Annotated in this window: 15 protein-coding genes; 5 read left to right on the forward strand and 10 right to left on the reverse strand. The window is 65.6% G+C overall.

The window, feature by feature from the left end; translation table 11 throughout:
• Window positions 1–159: 159 nt before the first annotated feature.
• Window positions 160–1,635, forward strand: coding sequence for an NAD-dependent succinate-semialdehyde dehydrogenase (locus tag FGK63_RS13480; protein WP_138843078.1), 1,476 nt, complete (start codon window positions 160–162; stop codon window positions 1,633–1,635).
• A gap of 125 nt (window positions 1,636–1,760) precedes the next feature.
• Here the strand turns inward: FGK63_RS13480 and FGK63_RS13485 are convergent, their stop codons facing one another.
• From FGK63_RS13485 to FGK63_RS13510, 6 genes are all read right to left on the reverse strand, one after another.
• Window positions 1,761–2,228: an Hsp20 family protein gene (locus FGK63_RS13485; protein ID WP_138843080.1), complete on the reverse strand. Its 468-nt coding sequence runs from the start codon at window positions 2,226–2,228 to the stop codon at window positions 1,761–1,763.
• A 126-nt stretch (window positions 2,229–2,354) separates the two neighbouring features.
• Entirely contained in the window at window positions 2,355–3,173 is an 819-nt protein-coding gene (locus tag FGK63_RS13490) for a trypsin-like serine peptidase (protein WP_138843082.1), read from the reverse strand.
• Window positions 3,170–3,982 (reverse strand): trypsin-like serine peptidase, encoded by an 813-nt coding sequence (locus FGK63_RS13495; protein ID WP_246044027.1) that lies wholly within the window; start codon window positions 3,980–3,982, stop codon window positions 3,170–3,172. The genes FGK63_RS13490 and FGK63_RS13495 overlap by 4 nt, the downstream gene beginning before the upstream one ends.
• Before the next feature lie 128 nt (window positions 3,983–4,110).
• On the reverse strand, window positions 4,111–5,433 hold the full coding sequence (gene glcF / locus FGK63_RS13500; RefSeq protein WP_138843084.1) for a glycolate oxidase subunit GlcF: 1,323 nt from the start codon (window positions 5,431–5,433) through the stop codon (window positions 4,111–4,113).
• Window positions 5,434–5,436: 3 nt separating this feature from the next.
• The gene (locus FGK63_RS13505; RefSeq protein ID WP_138843367.1) at window positions 5,437–6,537 is read right to left on the reverse strand and encodes an FAD-binding protein; all 1,101 of its coding nucleotides are present in this window, start codon (window positions 6,535–6,537) and stop codon (window positions 5,437–5,439) included.
• A 64-nt stretch (window positions 6,538–6,601) separates the two neighbouring features.
• Window positions 6,602–8,050: an FAD-linked oxidase C-terminal domain-containing protein gene (locus FGK63_RS13510; RefSeq protein ID WP_138843086.1), complete on the reverse strand. Its 1,449-nt coding sequence runs from the start codon at window positions 8,048–8,050 to the stop codon at window positions 6,602–6,604.
• Window positions 8,051–8,201: 151 nt separating this feature from the next.
• Here FGK63_RS13510 and FGK63_RS13515 point away from each other — a divergent pair, with 151 nt between their 5' ends.
• Window positions 8,202–8,549 (forward strand): hypothetical protein, encoded by a 348-nt coding sequence (locus tag FGK63_RS13515; protein ID WP_138843369.1) that lies wholly within the window; start codon window positions 8,202–8,204, stop codon window positions 8,547–8,549.
• A 3-nt stretch (window positions 8,550–8,552) separates the two neighbouring features.
• On the opposite strand, the gene FGK63_RS13520 is transcribed toward FGK63_RS13515, so the two are convergent.
• The 4 genes from FGK63_RS13520 to FGK63_RS13535 form a co-directional block, all read right to left on the reverse strand.
• Window positions 8,553–9,038 (reverse strand): flavodoxin family protein, encoded by a 486-nt coding sequence (locus tag FGK63_RS13520; protein ID WP_138843088.1) that lies wholly within the window; start codon window positions 9,036–9,038, stop codon window positions 8,553–8,555.
• An 11-nt stretch (window positions 9,039–9,049) separates the two neighbouring features.
• Window positions 9,050–9,520, reverse strand: a complete 471-nt coding sequence (gene rlmH / locus FGK63_RS13525; RefSeq protein ID WP_138843090.1) for a 23S rRNA (pseudouridine(1915)-N(3))-methyltransferase RlmH — start codon at window positions 9,518–9,520, stop codon at window positions 9,050–9,052.
• A gap of 42 nt (window positions 9,521–9,562) precedes the next feature.
• The gene (gene rsfS / locus FGK63_RS13530) at window positions 9,563–9,922 is read right to left on the reverse strand and encodes a ribosome silencing factor (protein ID WP_138843092.1); all 360 of its coding nucleotides are present in this window, start codon (window positions 9,920–9,922) and stop codon (window positions 9,563–9,565) included.
• A gap of 164 nt (window positions 9,923–10,086) precedes the next feature.
• Window positions 10,087–11,448 carry a mechanosensitive ion channel family protein gene (locus FGK63_RS13535; protein WP_138843094.1) on the reverse strand — a complete coding sequence of 454 codons (1,362 nt, stop codon included), beginning with the start codon at window positions 11,446–11,448 and terminating at the stop codon, window positions 10,087–10,089.
• A 260-nt stretch (window positions 11,449–11,708) separates the two neighbouring features.
• Between FGK63_RS13535 and leuC the strand changes: the two genes are divergently transcribed.
• Genes leuC through leuD form a run of 3 tightly spaced genes read left to right on the forward strand, consistent with a single transcriptional unit; the run spans window position 11,709 to window position 14,338 of the window.
• Window positions 11,709–13,112, forward strand: coding sequence for a 3-isopropylmalate dehydratase large subunit (gene leuC / locus FGK63_RS13545; RefSeq protein ID WP_138843099.1), 1,404 nt, complete (start codon window positions 11,709–11,711; stop codon window positions 13,110–13,112).
• Window positions 13,113–13,150: 38 nt separating this feature from the next.
• Window positions 13,151–13,693, forward strand: coding sequence for an HdeD family acid-resistance protein (locus FGK63_RS13550; RefSeq protein ID WP_138843100.1), 543 nt, complete (start codon window positions 13,151–13,153; stop codon window positions 13,691–13,693).
• A gap of 39 nt (window positions 13,694–13,732) precedes the next feature.
• Entirely contained in the window at window positions 13,733–14,338 is a 606-nt protein-coding gene (gene leuD / locus FGK63_RS13555; protein ID WP_138843102.1) for a 3-isopropylmalate dehydratase small subunit, read from the forward strand.
• The last annotated feature ends 89 nt before the right edge of the window (window positions 14,339–14,427 follow it).

A 14,427-nucleotide genomic window follows, 5' to 3' on the forward strand; every position in this document is an offset into this window, starting at 1 on the left:
GCCGTATCCGCGAGATTCGATCAAGCGCTATATCCGTGGCCGCCCATGCGTCCTGAATTTGATCAAATTCACCTTGATTCACCATCCGCAGTGGACATAGACAGGGACCGGAACACCTGATTTTGTGCGCGCAACCCAACCCAAGCCGGAGGCTGAACCATGCTGGATGCACCGACCGATCTGAAATCGATCCTGAAGAAACCGGAACTGCTGGCGACCAGGGCCTATATCGGCGGCAAGTGGGTCGAAGGCGATCACGGCACCTTTGCCGTGACCAACCCGGCCCGCGGCGACGTGGTGGCCGAGGTGGCCGATGTCAGCCGCGCGCAGGTGGCGGGCGCCATCGCCCAGGCCGAGGCCGCCCAGAAGGATTGGGCAAAACTCACCGGCAAGGAGCGCGCGGCGATCCTGCGCCGCTGGTACGACCTGATGATGGAAAACGCCGAAGACCTGGGCAAGATCCTGACCGCCGAACAGGGCAAGCCGCTGGCCGAGGCGATCGGCGAGATCGGCTATGGCGCCTCGTTCATCGAGTTCTTCGGCGAAGAGGCCAAGCGCGTCTATGGCGAAACCATCCCCGGCCACCAGCGCGACAAGCGCATCATGGTGCTGAAACAGCCGATCGGAGTCGCCGCCTCGATCACGCCCTGGAACTTCCCCAACGCCATGATCACCCGCAAGGCCGGGCCGGCGCTGGCCGCCGGCTGCGCCTTCGTCGCCCGCCCCGCCGCCGAAACGCCGCTGTCGGCGCTGGTGCTGGCGGTTCTGGCCGAACAGGCGGGCATCCCGGCGGGCGTGTTCAACGTCGTGCCCTCGTCGCGCTCGTCCGAGATCGGCAAGGAGTTCTGCGAAAACCCCGGCGTGCGCAAGCTGACCTTCACCGGCTCGACCGAGGTCGGACGCATCCTGCTGCGCCAGGCCGCCGACCAGGTCATGAAATGCTCGATGGAACTGGGCGGCAACGCGCCCTTCATCGTCTTTGACGATGCCGACCTGGACGCCGCCGTCGAGGGCACCATGCTCTGCAAGTTCCGCAACAACGGCCAGACCTGCGTCTGCGCCAACCGGATCTACGTGCAGGCCGGCGTCTATGACGCCTTCGCCGCCAAGCTGAAGGTGGCGGTCGAAAAGCTCAAGGTCGGCGACGGTCTGGCAGACGGCACCACCACCGGTCCGCTGATCAATGCCGACGCCGTCGCCAAGGTGCAGGAACATCTTGCGGACGTCACCGCCAAGGGCGGCGCGATCCTGACCGGCGGCCTGCCGCATGATCTCGGCGGCACGTTCTTCCAGCCGACCGTCGTCACCGGCGTGACGCAGGACATGAAGGTGGCGCAGGAGGAAACCTTCGGCCCGCTCGCCCCGCTCTTCAAGTTCGAGAACGAGGACGAGGTGATCGCCATGGCGAACGACACCATCTTCGGCCTTGCCTCGTATTTCTACGCCAAGGATCTGAGCCGCGTCTGGAAGGTCGCCGAGGCGCTGGAATACGGCATCGTCGGCGTCAACACCGGCATCATCTCGACCGAGGTCGGCCCCTTCGGCGGCGTCAAGCAGTCCGGCCTGGGCCGCGAGGGCAGCCATCACGGGATCGACGAGTATCTCGAGATGAAATACGTCTGCATGTCGGTCTGACCCGAACCGGGTCCGCAACGAAATCCGCCCCGCGCCTGGAGGAGCACGGGGCGGGGCGATAACCGCGGGAGGACAAGATTATCGCGCTTGGGTCCTGCGGCGGGATCACCGCATCACGCGGGACCTCAGTTCACGGCCTTGGCGTCGACCACGTCCTTCTCGATGGCCTTGGCCGAAGTGATCTCGATCCGGCGCGGTTTCAGCGCCTCGGGCACCTCGCGCTTGAGATCGACGTGCAGCATCCCGTTCTCGTGGCTCGCGCCGGTGACGCGCACGTGATCGGCCAGCGCAAAGCGGCGCTCGAACGCGCGGGTGGCGATGCCCCGGTGCAGATAGGTGCGGTCCTTGTCGTTCGCGGCCTTCCTGCCCGAGACCACAAGGGAATTCTCCTTCACCTCGACCGACAGATCCTCTTCCGAGAATCCGGCGACGGCGATCGAAATGCGATAGGTGTCGGCGGCGGTCTTTTCGATGTTGTAGGGCGGGTAGCTCGACTGAGCCACGTCGTTGGCCATCACCCGGTCCATCATGTCGGCGATCTGGTCGAAACCGATGGTGGCGCGGTGCAGGGGTGCAAAATCAAGTGTACGCATTGTCGTCATCCTCATCTTCAGAGCGATTTACGATTTGTGCCCTCCGTTCGGACGGGCGTTCTCTGTCTCCGGACCCCGATGCCGGCGATCCGGTACCCAAGAAAATGGGATGCGGTCACGTCCAGTTCAAGACCCGCCCGAGCGGATGAACTTCGCGCCCGAGCCGGATTTCCCCGTGCCGACCTGCAAACGCCGGATCGTCGCCTGCGGCTGCGGCGCGTCGCGGCGGAGCATCGCCTTCAGCTCGGCCACGATCCGCGGCAGTTCCATGCCGAATCCGACCGGCTTGCCGTCGATGTTGCCGCCCGCCGACACGACCGACAGGATCTGCCAGCGCGCCCCGGACTTCGCCATGATCGCGGACCCGGACGAGCCGAAGGTCACGTAGCAATCGAAGGCGATGATCCCCTGACGGCGGTCCAGGATCCGGCAGGACCGCTGACGCGATATCGCCTCTTCCCGCCCGCGCCCGTACGAGGCGCCGCTGACCTCGCCATCCGACAGGCTGCCGCTGAACAGGACGAACGGATCCGCCTCTGCGATCGAAACCGGCTGTTCCAGCCGCATCAGGGCCACATCCACGCGCACGCGTTCGGCCGAGACCGGTGCGTTGGCGACGAAATCTGGATGCGCCACGATCTGGCTGACCTGACGGTCCGCGACGGATTTGCCATCGCGCAGCCCGGCCCGGAACATGACCTCTCCCGGGGCAAAGGGCCGCCCGGTCCTCCGGTCCAGCGCGCAATGCGCGGCGGTCAGCACCAGGTCCGGCGCGATCAGCGTCCCGGTGCAGAACCCGCCATTCGCAATGTCCAGCCGCCCGACGGCCTCCCAGCCCAGCAGATCGTCGCGGTCGGTAAGTCGCCGCAACCCGCTGTTCTGGGCCTCGGCGCCGGCGGCGAAGGAAGAGACAAACAAAATACCTGCAAGAAGAACACGGATCATGGTCTGACGAACTTGGCTCCGATCTGGTTGCGCGCCGCGCCGCCCGTCACCCCTTCGCCGCCTTGATCCGGGGAGGTTCCGAAACCCCGCCCGGCCAAAAGCTCAGCCTGCAGCAGTTCCAGCGACTCCTCCAGCGAGGTGCCCAGCGATACGCTCCGGCCCTCCAGTTCGGCCTTTGCCGACACCACGGAAACGATGCGGGGGCGGTCCCCGGAAAAGGAAAAGACCGGCGCCCCGGACGAGCCGAAATCCACGTCGCAGGACATCACCAATACGCCGCGCTGCCGCGCCATGACCGAACAGACCTCCTGCAGCGAAGGCGCTTCGGACCTGTCCTTGGCATAGGATACGACCCCCACATCCTCGCCCCGCGCCGGTCGCCTGCCGGTCTCGAACGGCATCACCGACGTGTGGCGGATGGGCTGGAACAGCTCGATCAGGGCCACGTCATGGCGCACCCGGTCGGTCGAGGCCTTGTCGTCGTAGCGGTAGGCCGGATGCACCACCGCCTGCCGCACCGAGCGATAGGCCAAAGCCCGTCCGCGCCGCCACCCCGCCAGGAATTCGATCCGGCCCGGGTCGATGCGCTGCCGCGTGACCTTGTCGAAAAGGCAATGCGCCGCCGTCAGGACCAGCGTCGGCGTGATCAGGGCGCCGGTGCAGAACCCGGTTCCGTCGATGTCGAGGCGTCCCACCGCCATCCAGTCGCGGCCGGCGTCCGAGGTCTCCAGGCTTTTCAGCCCGGTATCCTGCGCCGCCGCCGCCAGCGGCGACAACGCCAGCACCATCGCCCTGATCCAGTATCGCACCTGACCCCTCCGGTTCCCTTTGCGGTCCTTTTGATACGCGCGGGCTGGGGCGAAAATAGGGCGATACCCCGGCGCCGATTTTGGGCCGGAGCGGTGATGCGGTCCTGCATCACCGGGTCATGGGATCGTCAGCGCAGGATCGGAATGTCGCCGCCGCGGCCCTGCGTCCTGCCCAGCGCAGGCGGCTTCGGCCCGCCGGTGGCCCAGTCCAGCAATTCGACCGTGTGCACCACCGGCAGCCCGGTGCCCGAGCCGATCTGGATCATGCAGCCGATATTTCCGGCCGCGATCAGGTCGGGCTTCTTCGCCTCGAGCGTCCGCACCTTGCGGTCCTTGAGCTTGGCCGAGATCTCGGGCTGCATCAGGTTGTAGGTGCCGGCGCTGCCGCAGCACAGATGGCTGTCGGCGGGCTCGACCACCGTAAAGCCGGCCCGTTTCAGCAGGTCCTTGGGATGGGTTTTTATCTTCTGCCCGTGCTGCAGCGAACAGGCCGCGTGATAGGCGACGGTCAATCCCTGCTCGTCCCGTTCCGGCAAAGCGAGCTGCATCAGCAACTCGCTGACATCCATGGCAAGGCCCGACACCCGCGCGGCATCCGCGGCCAGGGGATCGTTGCGGAACATGTGGCCGTAATCCTTGACGGTCGTGCCGCAGCCTGAGGTGTTGATGACGATGGCATCGAGACCCTCGCCATCCATCTCGCGCGCCCAGGCGCGGATGTTCCTGGCCGCGGTGCGGTGGCTGTCCGCGGATTTGCCCATGTGATGGGTCAGCGCGCCGCAACAACCCGCGCCCTCGGCCACCACCACCTCGCAGCCCAGCCGCCGCAGCAGCCGGATGGTGGCGTCGTTGATATCCGTATTCAGCGCCTTCTGCGCGCAGCCGGTCATCAGCGCCACGCGCTTGACGCGCGGCCCCTCGGGCGCAAAGCTCTGCGGGTCGTCGTTGCGGCTGACCGGCGGGATGTGCTTGGGCGCCATGTCGAGCATCGCCCGCAACCGCGCATCCGGCATCAGGAACCGGAAGGGACGGCCCAGCTTGGCCCCCAGCAGCGCCAACCGGAAACGCGTCGGATAGGGCAGGATCTGCGCCAGCACCCAGCGCAGCGCCCGGTCCTGCCACGGGCGCTTGTACTTTGCCTCGATATATTCCCGCGCGTGATCCACCAGATGCATGTAGTGGACGCCCGACGGGCAGGTGGTCATGCAGGCGAGGCAGGACAGGCAGCGGTCGATATGCTTGACCGTCTTCTCGTCCGGAATCCGCTCGTTCTCGAGCATGTCCTTGATCAGGTAGATACGCCCGCGCGGGCTGTCCAGCTCGTCCCCCAGCACCTGGTAGGTCGGGCAGGTGGCGGTGCAGAACCCGCAATGGACGCAGGCCCGCAGGATCTCGTTCGACCGCTGGATCGCAGGATCCCGCAACTGTTCCGGTGTGAATGTCGTCTGCATCGCCTATCCCATCAAGCCCGGATTGAAGACCCCGCGCGGATCGAATTTCTGCCGAAGCCCCTTTGACAGAGCCGCAACCGCAGCCCCTTCCGGCTGAAACCGGCCCAGCGCGGCGAATGTCGGGACGCTTGCCCGCACCAGCGTCGCATGTCCCTGAAACGCACCCAGCCGTGCGCGCAGATCGGTGCCTCCTGCCACCAGGGCCCAGATCAGCCCGCCGCCCCAATCGAACAGCAGCCCCTCCGCCTCGGCCCGCGCCGCGATCTCCGGCGCATCCGAGGGCTTGACCGAAATCCGCCAGACATCGCCCGCGCGGCCCCGGAACGCATCGACATCGCGGATCGCGCGCCACAATTCGGCGCTTTCGCCATCCCGCCCCACGTCGCCATGCGGACGCAACAGCGCCTCCAGCCGCTCCGCACGGTAGGACACCGAATCCGCGAACCCCTCGATCCGCAGCAACGCCCCTCCGGAAGCCGGGTCATAGGCCGCCCCCGACACCTCGAAAGGCGAGCCGAGCCCCGCCGACAACACCCGGATCGCCGCCCCGGCATCCGGCACCGCGACGGTGATCGTCTCGGCCGTTTCGGCCTGCGGCAGAACCTTCAGCGACACCTCCGACAGCACGCCCAACGTGCCCCAGGACCCCGCCATCAGCTTGACCAGATCATAGCCGGTGACGTTCTTCATCACCCGGCCGCCATTCTTCAGGATCTGCCCGCTGCCATCGACAAAGCGCACCCCCAGCAGGAAATCCCGGCACGCCCCGGCCTGCACCCGGCGCGGGCCCGAGACATTGGCGGCCACCACGCCGCCGATCGTCGGCTCGCCGCCGGTGTCCAGCAGCCCGCGGTGATCCATCGGCTCGAAGGCCAGGCGCTGCCCTTCGGCCTCCAGCGCCGCCTCGATCCCGGCCAGAGGCGTTCCCGCCCGCGCCACCAGCGTCAGCGCGCCGGGCTCGTAGTGGACGATCCCGCTCAGCCCCGCCGCGGACAGCGCGTTTTCCGGGCCTGCAACGCCGCGCGTGCCGCCGCCCGCAATCCGCACCGGAGCGTTCAGCCCGGCCACCATCTCGGCCAGTTCGGCCTCCGTCTCAGGTCTCAGCATCTTCATCTTTTCAACAAATACTCCGGGGGAGTCGCGCGGAGCGCGACGGGGGCAGCGCCCCCTATTCGGCGGCCATCCGCGCCATGCGCCGGCTTTCGGACGCGCTCAGCGGGAACACCTTGGCCGGGTTCAGCAGCCAGGACGGATCGAACACGTCCTTCACCGCCATCTGCGCCTCCAGATCCCCGGCGGCATACTGGTAGAGCATCAGGTCGCGTTTCTCGATCCCGACCCCGTGCTCGCCCGTCAGGCAGCCGCCCGCATCGACGCAGAGCTTCAGGATTTCGGCCCCGAACGCCTCGCATTTCTCCAGGTCGCCGGGCTTGTTCGCGTCGAACAGGATCAGCGGGTGCATGTTGCCGTCGCCGGCGTGGAACACGTTGCCGACGGCCAGCCCGTACTCCTTGCTCAACTCGCCGATCCGGCGCAGCACCGTCGGCAGCGACGAGACCGGGATCGTCCCGTCCAGACACATGTAGTCATTGATCTGCCCCATCGCGCCGAAGGCCGATTTCCGCCCCAGCCAGATCTTGGCGCTTTCCTCGGCCGACTGGCTTTCGCGCAGCTCGACGGGGTTGTGGCGCCTGGCGATCTCGATGATCTTCGCCAGCTGGCTGTCGATCTCTGCTTCCGACCCCTCGACCTCGACGATCAGCAGCGCCTCGCAATCTGGATATCCGGCATGGGCGAAATTCTCGCAGGCGCGGATGCACAGCCGGTCCATGAACTCGATCGCCACCGGCAGGATGCCCGACTTGATGATGTCCGAAACGCATTGGCCCGCCACCTCGTTGTCGTCGAACCCCATAAGCACCGGACGCGCCCCCTCGGGCTTGCGCAGGATGCGCAGCGTCGCCTCGGTCACCACGCCCAGCTGCCCTTCCGAACCGCAGATGACGCCCAGCAGGTCCAGCCCGCCGGCGTCCAGATGCGCGCCGCCGATCTCGGCCACGGTGCCGTCCATCAGCACCAGGGTCACGCCCAGCAGGTTGTTTGTGGTCACCCCGTATTTCAGGCAATGCGCCCCGCCCGAGTTCATCGCGATATTTCCCGCGATCGCACAGGCCAGCTGCGAGGACGGGTCGGGGGCGAAAAAGAAGTCCTCTTCCTCCACGGCCCCGGTCACGCTGAGGTTGGTGCGGCCCGTCTGCACGCGGATGAAGCGGTTGTCATAGTCGGTTTCGAGGACGCCGTTCATCCGGGCGACGCCCAGGATCACGCAATCCGCGGTCGGCAGAGCGCCCCCCGCAAGCGACGTGCCCGATCCGCGCGGCACCACCGGCACGCCCTCTTCGTGGCAGATGCGCAGCACGTCGGAAACCTCCTGCGTCGAGGCCGGCAGCACGACCAGCATCGGTGGGCATTTGTAGGCGGTCAGCGCGTCGCATTCGTAGGCGCGGGTTTCCGCCTCGTCATGGATCACGGCATCTTCCGGCAACACCTCCTTCAGACGCTCCAGCACCGTGGCCTTGCGGGCCAGCACCGCCGGATCGGGTTTCGGCATATCCATGGCAGCTCCTCCGTTTGGTAAAGTAATATTACCAATTCACGCGTCTGGCAAGCCAAACCGGTAAGCTTCTTTGCCGCAGCCTCGTTCCCGGCCTGCCCCGGGACACGCGGTCGTGATCCCGCACCGGGCGGATCCGGCCTATTCTCGCCGCATGAGACATGTGATCCTGACCGCCCTGCTCGCGAGCCCCGCCCTTGCCGACCCGCCCGTCATCGAAGATGCCTTTGCCGCCCGCAGCGGCGACGGCTGGCGCTTCGACGTGACGGTCTCGCATCCCGACACCGGCTGGGATCACTATGCCGACGGCTGGCGGGTGCTGGACATGCAGGGGAACGAACTGGGAATGCGGGTGCTCTACCATCCGCACGAACAGGAACAGCCGTTCACGCGCTCTCTCGGCGGCGTACAGATCCCCGACGGAACCGCGCAGGTCCAGCTACAGGCCCGCTGCAACGTCGATGGCTGGAACCAGGCGACCCACCTGATCACACTGCCGTAACCCTCAGAACAGACCCATGCTCAACCCGGCGCCCATGGCCAGCCCGATGTCGCGGCACTGCGCCAGTTCCTCGTCGGGGATGGTCTTTTCCGCCAGGATCTGCTCGGGCGTCTGGGCGTGGGTGCAGACGATCAGGGGCGGCTGAACCTCTTTCAACCGCCACCCGGTGGCAATCCGCGCCATCTGGCGCACGGCGTTCGCGCCATCCGAACCCGCGCAGACCATGATCGCATAGGGCCGCCCCTCGATGCGCCCCAGAACCGGATAATAACTGCGGTCGAAGAAATCCTTCATCACGCCCGATATCGCGGCCAGGTTTTCGGGTCCGCAGAAGATGTAGCCGTCGGCCCGCAGCAGGTCTTCCGGCCCGGCCCGATCCGCCGGCTTCAGAACGACGGTCGCCTCGCCGCGGGCGGCTTCTGCGGCGGCCTCGGCCATCTGCCGGCTGCCGCCCGTCCGCGAATGGTAAACGATCAGAAGTTCCGCCATGCCGTTCCCGCTCAGACCCTGTGATACGGCCCGCCCGACAGGATCGTGGCGGCGCGATAGAGCTGTTCGGCCAGCATCACCCGCACCAGCATGTGCGGCCATACCATCGCCCCGAAAGAGACCGAGAAGTCCGCCTCGGTCCGCAGCGACGGGTCGATCCCGTCCGCTCCGCCGATGATCAGCGCCAGATCCTGCCGCCCGGCATCCCGCCAGCCCGCCAGCCGGTCCGCGAAATCCGGCGATGACATCACCTTGCCGCGTTCGTCCAGCGTGCAGACGACCGCCCCCTTGGGCAGCGCCTTGCGCAGCAGGTCCGCCTCGGCCCCCATGCCGGCATTCTTCTTGTCCTCGACCTCGACGACACGCGCCGGCCCAAGCCCGAGTGCGCGGCCCGTGCGCTCGAATCTGGTCAGGTAGTCGTCAATCAGGAGTTTCTCCGGTCCGGCCCGCAACCGGCCGACCGCACAGATGCTAATACGCATTTACTCTCGCCTCCGGCCCGGAATATGGGCCGGGATGGCGCCTCAGTTGGCCGAGGCGCTGCTACCCTGCGGCAGCCACATCTTTTCCAGCTGGTAGAAATCGCGGACCTCGGGGCGGAAGATGTGGACGATCACGTCGCCCGTATCGATCAGCACCCAGTCGCCGGCATCCTTGCCTTCGACCTTCGAGGTGAACCCGAATTCCTGCTTGATGCGCTCCATCAGCTTCTCGGCCATCGACGAGACCTGGCGCGTCGAGCGCCCGGATGCGATCACCATGTAATCCGCAACCGAGGATTTGCCGCGCAGGTCGATCTGCACGATGTCTTCGGCCTTGTCATCGGAGAGAGAGGAAAGGATGCGCTCCAGCAGATTTTCACTGGTAAGCGGAGTGTGGGCCATCACAGCGGCCCGTTCGTCGGCGGGCAAACCCGCCTGAGTATGAAGAGACAGGACATAGTCCTCCTTTGCAACGCGCCGCCAACCTCCGGCGCCGAGGTATCTTAAAATTAGCAAGCCGGAGGTGACATTTCAATGAAACACGACGCCCAGGGGCCCACGGCACGTCACTCTTTGGCGAGTTGTTGCGCGCCGGACCCGTCGTCCTCGTCCTTCAGCAGCCGGACCTCCCGCTGCGGGAACGGGATCGAGATGCCCTCGGCCTTGAACGCGTCCCACAGCGCCAGATAGACGTTGCCGCGGATGTTGGTCAATCCGGCGGTCGGGTCGCTGATCCAGAACCGCAGCACGTAATCGACGCTGCTGTCGCCGAAGCCGGTGATGTGGCAGACCGGTTCGTGCCCAAAGCCGCTGAGCACGCGCTGCACCGATTTCACGGCGCGGATGGCGACCGCGCGCACCTGGTGCGGGTCGTCGTCGTAGCTGGTGCCGAATTCCAGATCCAGCCGCACGAAGCGGTCGGAATGCGACCAGTTCACCACCTGGCCGGTGATCAGATCCTCGTTCGGAATCAGGTATTCGCGCCCGTCCCGCGTGACGACCGAGACATATCGCGCGCCCAGCGAATTGATCCAACCGAAGGTTTCGCCCAGCGAGATCACGTCGCCCGGCTTGATCGACCGGTCCATCAGGATGATGATGCCCGAGATCAGGTTCGACACCACCTTCTGAAGCCCAAAGCCGATGCCGACACCGACGGCCCCCGACAACAGCGCGATCCCGGTCAGATCGAATCCCAGCGTGCGGATCGAGACCAGGAAGACGATGCCGTAAAGCGAGACCTGGATGGCCTTGCTCAGCAGCACCTGCATCGAAGGGGACAGGTCGTCGTTGCTGTGCAGCGCCCGCGATGCCGCCTGCGTCGCCAGCCGTGTCAGCACCAGCAGCACGCCGATCAGCAGGGCGGCCTTGAGTATCCCCAGGATCGAGATGTGCAGATCCCCGATCGAGACGGCGACCCCGTCCAGGAACCCGGCGACGTCGTCGGTCAGATTCAGGGCAACCAGCGTTGCATAGACCCACATAGACCATTTGAAGATCTTGCGCAGCGTCCGGTTGTGCACCAGCCGCGCCACCAGGGCGATGACCAGCCACGCGGTGGCGAGCGTCGCCACGATGCCGATGATGTAGCTGCGCGACGGCCAGGTGACCTGCTGCATCACCAGGTAGACCAGCCAGGCCAGCAGCGCGAAATACAGCAGCGTCAGGCGGCGCATGATCTGGACCAGCGAGCGCAGCCGCCATTTCGGCCAGCCTTCGCGGGCGCGCGCCCAGGCCTCCCATTGGTTTTTCGTCAGCAATCTCAGCAGGAAGGACAGCGCGACCAGCAGCAGGACGATCAGGATCTGGTACTGCCGCCAGCCCGGCGTCACGAACAGATCGAACACCTTTTCCGCCTGGATGAAAAAGGCGGCAATCATGTCCGCGAACATGTCCGTCATCGTCTGCGGCGGTTGCTCTTGATCCATGCGCTACTCCCGAACGTCAGAATGAACGGCTTCGGCGGCCCAGCGCAAGGGCCAACGGTGTGCCGAGAACGACCTTGATTGCCGCGGTGCCGCGTTATATCTGATGCGCATGAGACACATGTCCGCCCCGAAACCGAATCTGCAGGACCGCGCCCGGTTGCGTGAACGGTTCTTCGGGGCTGCCCGCACGGTTCTGGCCCGCCTATAAGCGGCCGCCAGTCACCTATCGCCAGCCATTCTCAAAACACGGGAGAGGACCGATGTCCCCCAAGACACTCTATGACAAGATCTGGGATGCGCATGTCGCGCACCAGGCCGACGACGGCACCTGCCTGCTCTACATCGACCGCCACCTGGTCCACGAAGTGACCAGCCCGCAGGCTTTCGAAGGGCTGCGCATGGCCGGCCGCAAGGTGCGCGCGCCGGAAAAGACCATCGCCGTGCCGGATCACAACGTGCCCACGACGCCCGACCGGGTGAACGGCATCGAGAACCCGGAGTCGCGCCTGCAGGTCGAGGCGCTGGACAGGAACGCCAGGGAATTCGGCATCCACTACTACCCGGTGAATGACGTGCGCCAGGGTATCGTCCACATCGTCGGCCCGGAACAGGGCTGGACCCTGCCTGGCATGACCGTGGTCTGCGGCGACAGCCACACCGCCACCCACGGCGCCTTCGGCGCGCTGGCGCACGGCATCGGCACGTCCGAGGTCGAGCACGTCCTGGCCACCCAGACGCTGATCCAGAAGAAATCCAAGAACATGAAGGTCGAGATCACCGGCAAGCTGCAGCCGGGCGTGACCGCCAAGGACATCACCCTGGCCGTGATCGGCAAGACCGGCACCGCCGGCGGCACCGGCTACGTGATCGAGTATTGCGGCGAGGCCATCCGCTCGCTGTCGATGGAAGGCCGCATGACCGTCTGCAACATGGCCATCGAAGGCGGTGCCCGCGCCGGCCTGATCGCGCCGGACGAAACCACCTTCGAATACGTCAAGGGCCGTCCCCATGCCCCCAAGGGCGCCCAGTGGGAAGCCGCGCTGAACTGGTGGAAGACGCTCTATTCCGACGATGACGCCCATTGGGACAAGGTCGTGACCCTGCGCGGCGAGGATATCGCCCCGGTCGTCACCTGGGGCACCTCGCCCGAGGACGTGCTGCCGATCACCGCAACCGTGCCCAACCCCGAGGACTTCACCGGCGGCAAGGTCGAGGCGGCCCGCCGCTCGCTGGAATACATGGGCCTGAAGCCCGGTCAGAAGCTGAGCGACATCGAGATCGACACCGTCTTCATCGGCTCCTGCACCAACGGCCGCATCGAGGACCTGCGCGCCGCCGCCGAGATCCTGAAGGGCAAGAAGATCAAGGACGGCCTCCGCGCCATGGTCGTGCCCGGCTCGGGCCTCGTCCGCGCCCAGGCCGAAGAGGAGGGCATCGCCGAGATCTTCAAGGAGGCCGGATTTGAATGGCGTCTGGCCGGCTGCTCGATGTGCCTGGCGATGAATCCCGACCAGCTCAGCCCCGGCGAACGCTGCGCCGCCACCTCGAACCGCAACTTCGAAGGCCGCCAGGGCCGCGGCGGGCGCACCCACCTGCTGAGCCCCGCGATGGCTGCCGCAGCGGCAATCACGGGAAAGCTGACAGATGTCCGGGAATTGATGTAAGCTGCCCTCATATCTAGATTTTTGAGGGAGAGACTGAAATGAGTGACTGGCTGAAATGGCTCCTGCTGGGGCTCCTGACCATCGTGTTCGGCATCATCGTGCTGGGCAACACCGTCATTGCGTCGATCGCGGTGGTTACCCTGACCGGCATCCTGCTGCTGGTTGCCGGAGCGTTCCAGATCTTCGGCGCTTTCACGGTCGAAGGCGCCGGAAACAAGATCCTGTCCTTCATCATGGGCGCGATCATGCTGTTTCTCGGCTGGTCGTTTCTGGCGCATCCGCTGCAGGGCGTGATCTCGCTGTCCATGCTGGTCATCATCCTGTTCATGGCCGGAGGCATCGCCCGCGTCATCCTGTCGTTCCAGATGCGGGGAACCCAGTTCTTCTGGCCGACCCTGATCTCGGGCATCCTGTCGATGGTGCTGGCCGCGATCATCTGGAACTACGCAACCGCCGAACCGGCCGCGATGTTGAACCTGCTCGGGATCCTTCTGGGCATCGAGATGCTGTTCAACGGGTTCGGCCTGGTCTTCATGGCGCTCTTCGTCAAGGGTGCCGGCAACGAACTGAAACAAGCATAGGCGGGAAACGGGGCTGGCCCTCTCCCGCAGGAGTAGAACATGGAAAAGTTTGAGAAAATCCACGGGGTGGCCGCCCCCATGCCGCTGATCAACATCGACACCGACATGATCATCCCCAAGGTCCACCTGAAGACCATCAAGCGGTCGGGCCTCGGCGTCGTGCTGTTCGACGAGATGCGCTATCACGACGACGGGCGCGAGAACGAGGAATTCGTGCTGAACAAGCCGGCCTACCGCAACGCCGAGATCCTCGTCGCGGGCGACAATTTCGGCTGCGGCTCGTCGCGGGAACACGCGCCCTGGGCGATCAAGGATTTCGGCATCAAGGTGGTGATCTCGACCAGCTTCGCCGACATCTTCTTCAACAACTGCTTCAAGAACGGCATCCTGCCCATCGTCGTGGAGCAGGACCACCACGACATCCTGATGCAGGACGCCCACAAGGGCGAGAACGCGCGCATCACCGTCCACCTCGAAGCGCAGGAGATCGTGACCTCGGACGGCGTGGTGATCACCTTCGACATCGATCCCCACCGCAAGCACTGCCTGCTCAACGGGCTCGACGATATCGGACTGACGATGGAGAAGGCCGAGCATATCGACAATTTCGAATCACAGGCCGCGCAGGCCCGCCCCTGGGTCTGATTCTCTTTGTCGCAGCTTTCCGGCGGGGTCGCGATACGCGGCCCCGTTCGTATTTTTGGTGCCCGGCAAGGCACAACCACAACATGTAG

It is taken from the genome of Ruegeria sediminis, from assembly GCF_005938215.1.
Taxonomy (GTDB): domain Bacteria; phylum Pseudomonadota; class Alphaproteobacteria; order Rhodobacterales; family Rhodobacteraceae; genus Ruegeria; species Ruegeria sediminis.

What these genes read in the sequence shown, in the direction of transcription:
- FGK63_RS13480 (WP_138843078.1), top strand. Translation starts at nt 160, where the DNA reads ATGCTGGATGCACCGACCGATCTGAAATCGATCCTGAAGAAACCGGAA.
- FGK63_RS13535 (WP_138843094.1), bottom strand. Translation starts at nt 11,448, where the DNA reads ATGGATCAAGAGCAACCGCCGCAGACGATGACGGACATGTTCGCGGAC.
- leuD (WP_138843102.1), top strand. Translation starts at nt 13,733, where the DNA reads ATGGAAAAGTTTGAGAAAATCCACGGGGTGGCCGCCCCCATGCCGCTG.
- glcF (WP_138843084.1), bottom strand. Translation starts at nt 5,433, where the DNA reads ATGCAGACGACATTCACACCGGAACAGTTGCGGGATCCTGCGATCCAG.
- rsfS (WP_138843092.1), bottom strand. Translation starts at nt 9,922, where the DNA reads ATGGCCCACACTCCGCTTACCAGTGAAAATCTGCTGGAGCGCATCCTT.
- FGK63_RS13520 (WP_138843088.1), bottom strand. Translation starts at nt 9,038, where the DNA reads ATGGCGGAACTTCTGATCGTTTACCATTCGCGGACGGGCGGCAGCCGG.
- FGK63_RS13550 (WP_138843100.1), top strand. Translation starts at nt 13,151, where the DNA reads ATGAGTGACTGGCTGAAATGGCTCCTGCTGGGGCTCCTGACCATCGTG.
- FGK63_RS13485 (WP_138843080.1), bottom strand. Translation starts at nt 2,228, where the DNA reads ATGCGTACACTTGATTTTGCACCCCTGCACCGCGCCACCATCGGTTTC.
- rlmH (WP_138843090.1), bottom strand. Translation starts at nt 9,520, where the DNA reads ATGCGTATTAGCATCTGTGCGGTCGGCCGGTTGCGGGCCGGACCGGAG.
- FGK63_RS13490 (WP_138843082.1), bottom strand. Translation starts at nt 3,173, where the DNA reads ATGATCCGTGTTCTTCTTGCAGGTATTTTGTTTGTCTCTTCCTTCGCC.
- FGK63_RS13510 (WP_138843086.1), bottom strand. Translation starts at nt 8,050, where the DNA reads ATGGATATGCCGAAACCCGATCCGGCGGTGCTGGCCCGCAAGGCCACG.
- leuC (WP_138843099.1), top strand. Translation starts at nt 11,709, where the DNA reads ATGTCCCCCAAGACACTCTATGACAAGATCTGGGATGCGCATGTCGCG.
- FGK63_RS13515 (WP_138843369.1), top strand. Translation starts at nt 8,202, where the DNA reads ATGAGACATGTGATCCTGACCGCCCTGCTCGCGAGCCCCGCCCTTGCC.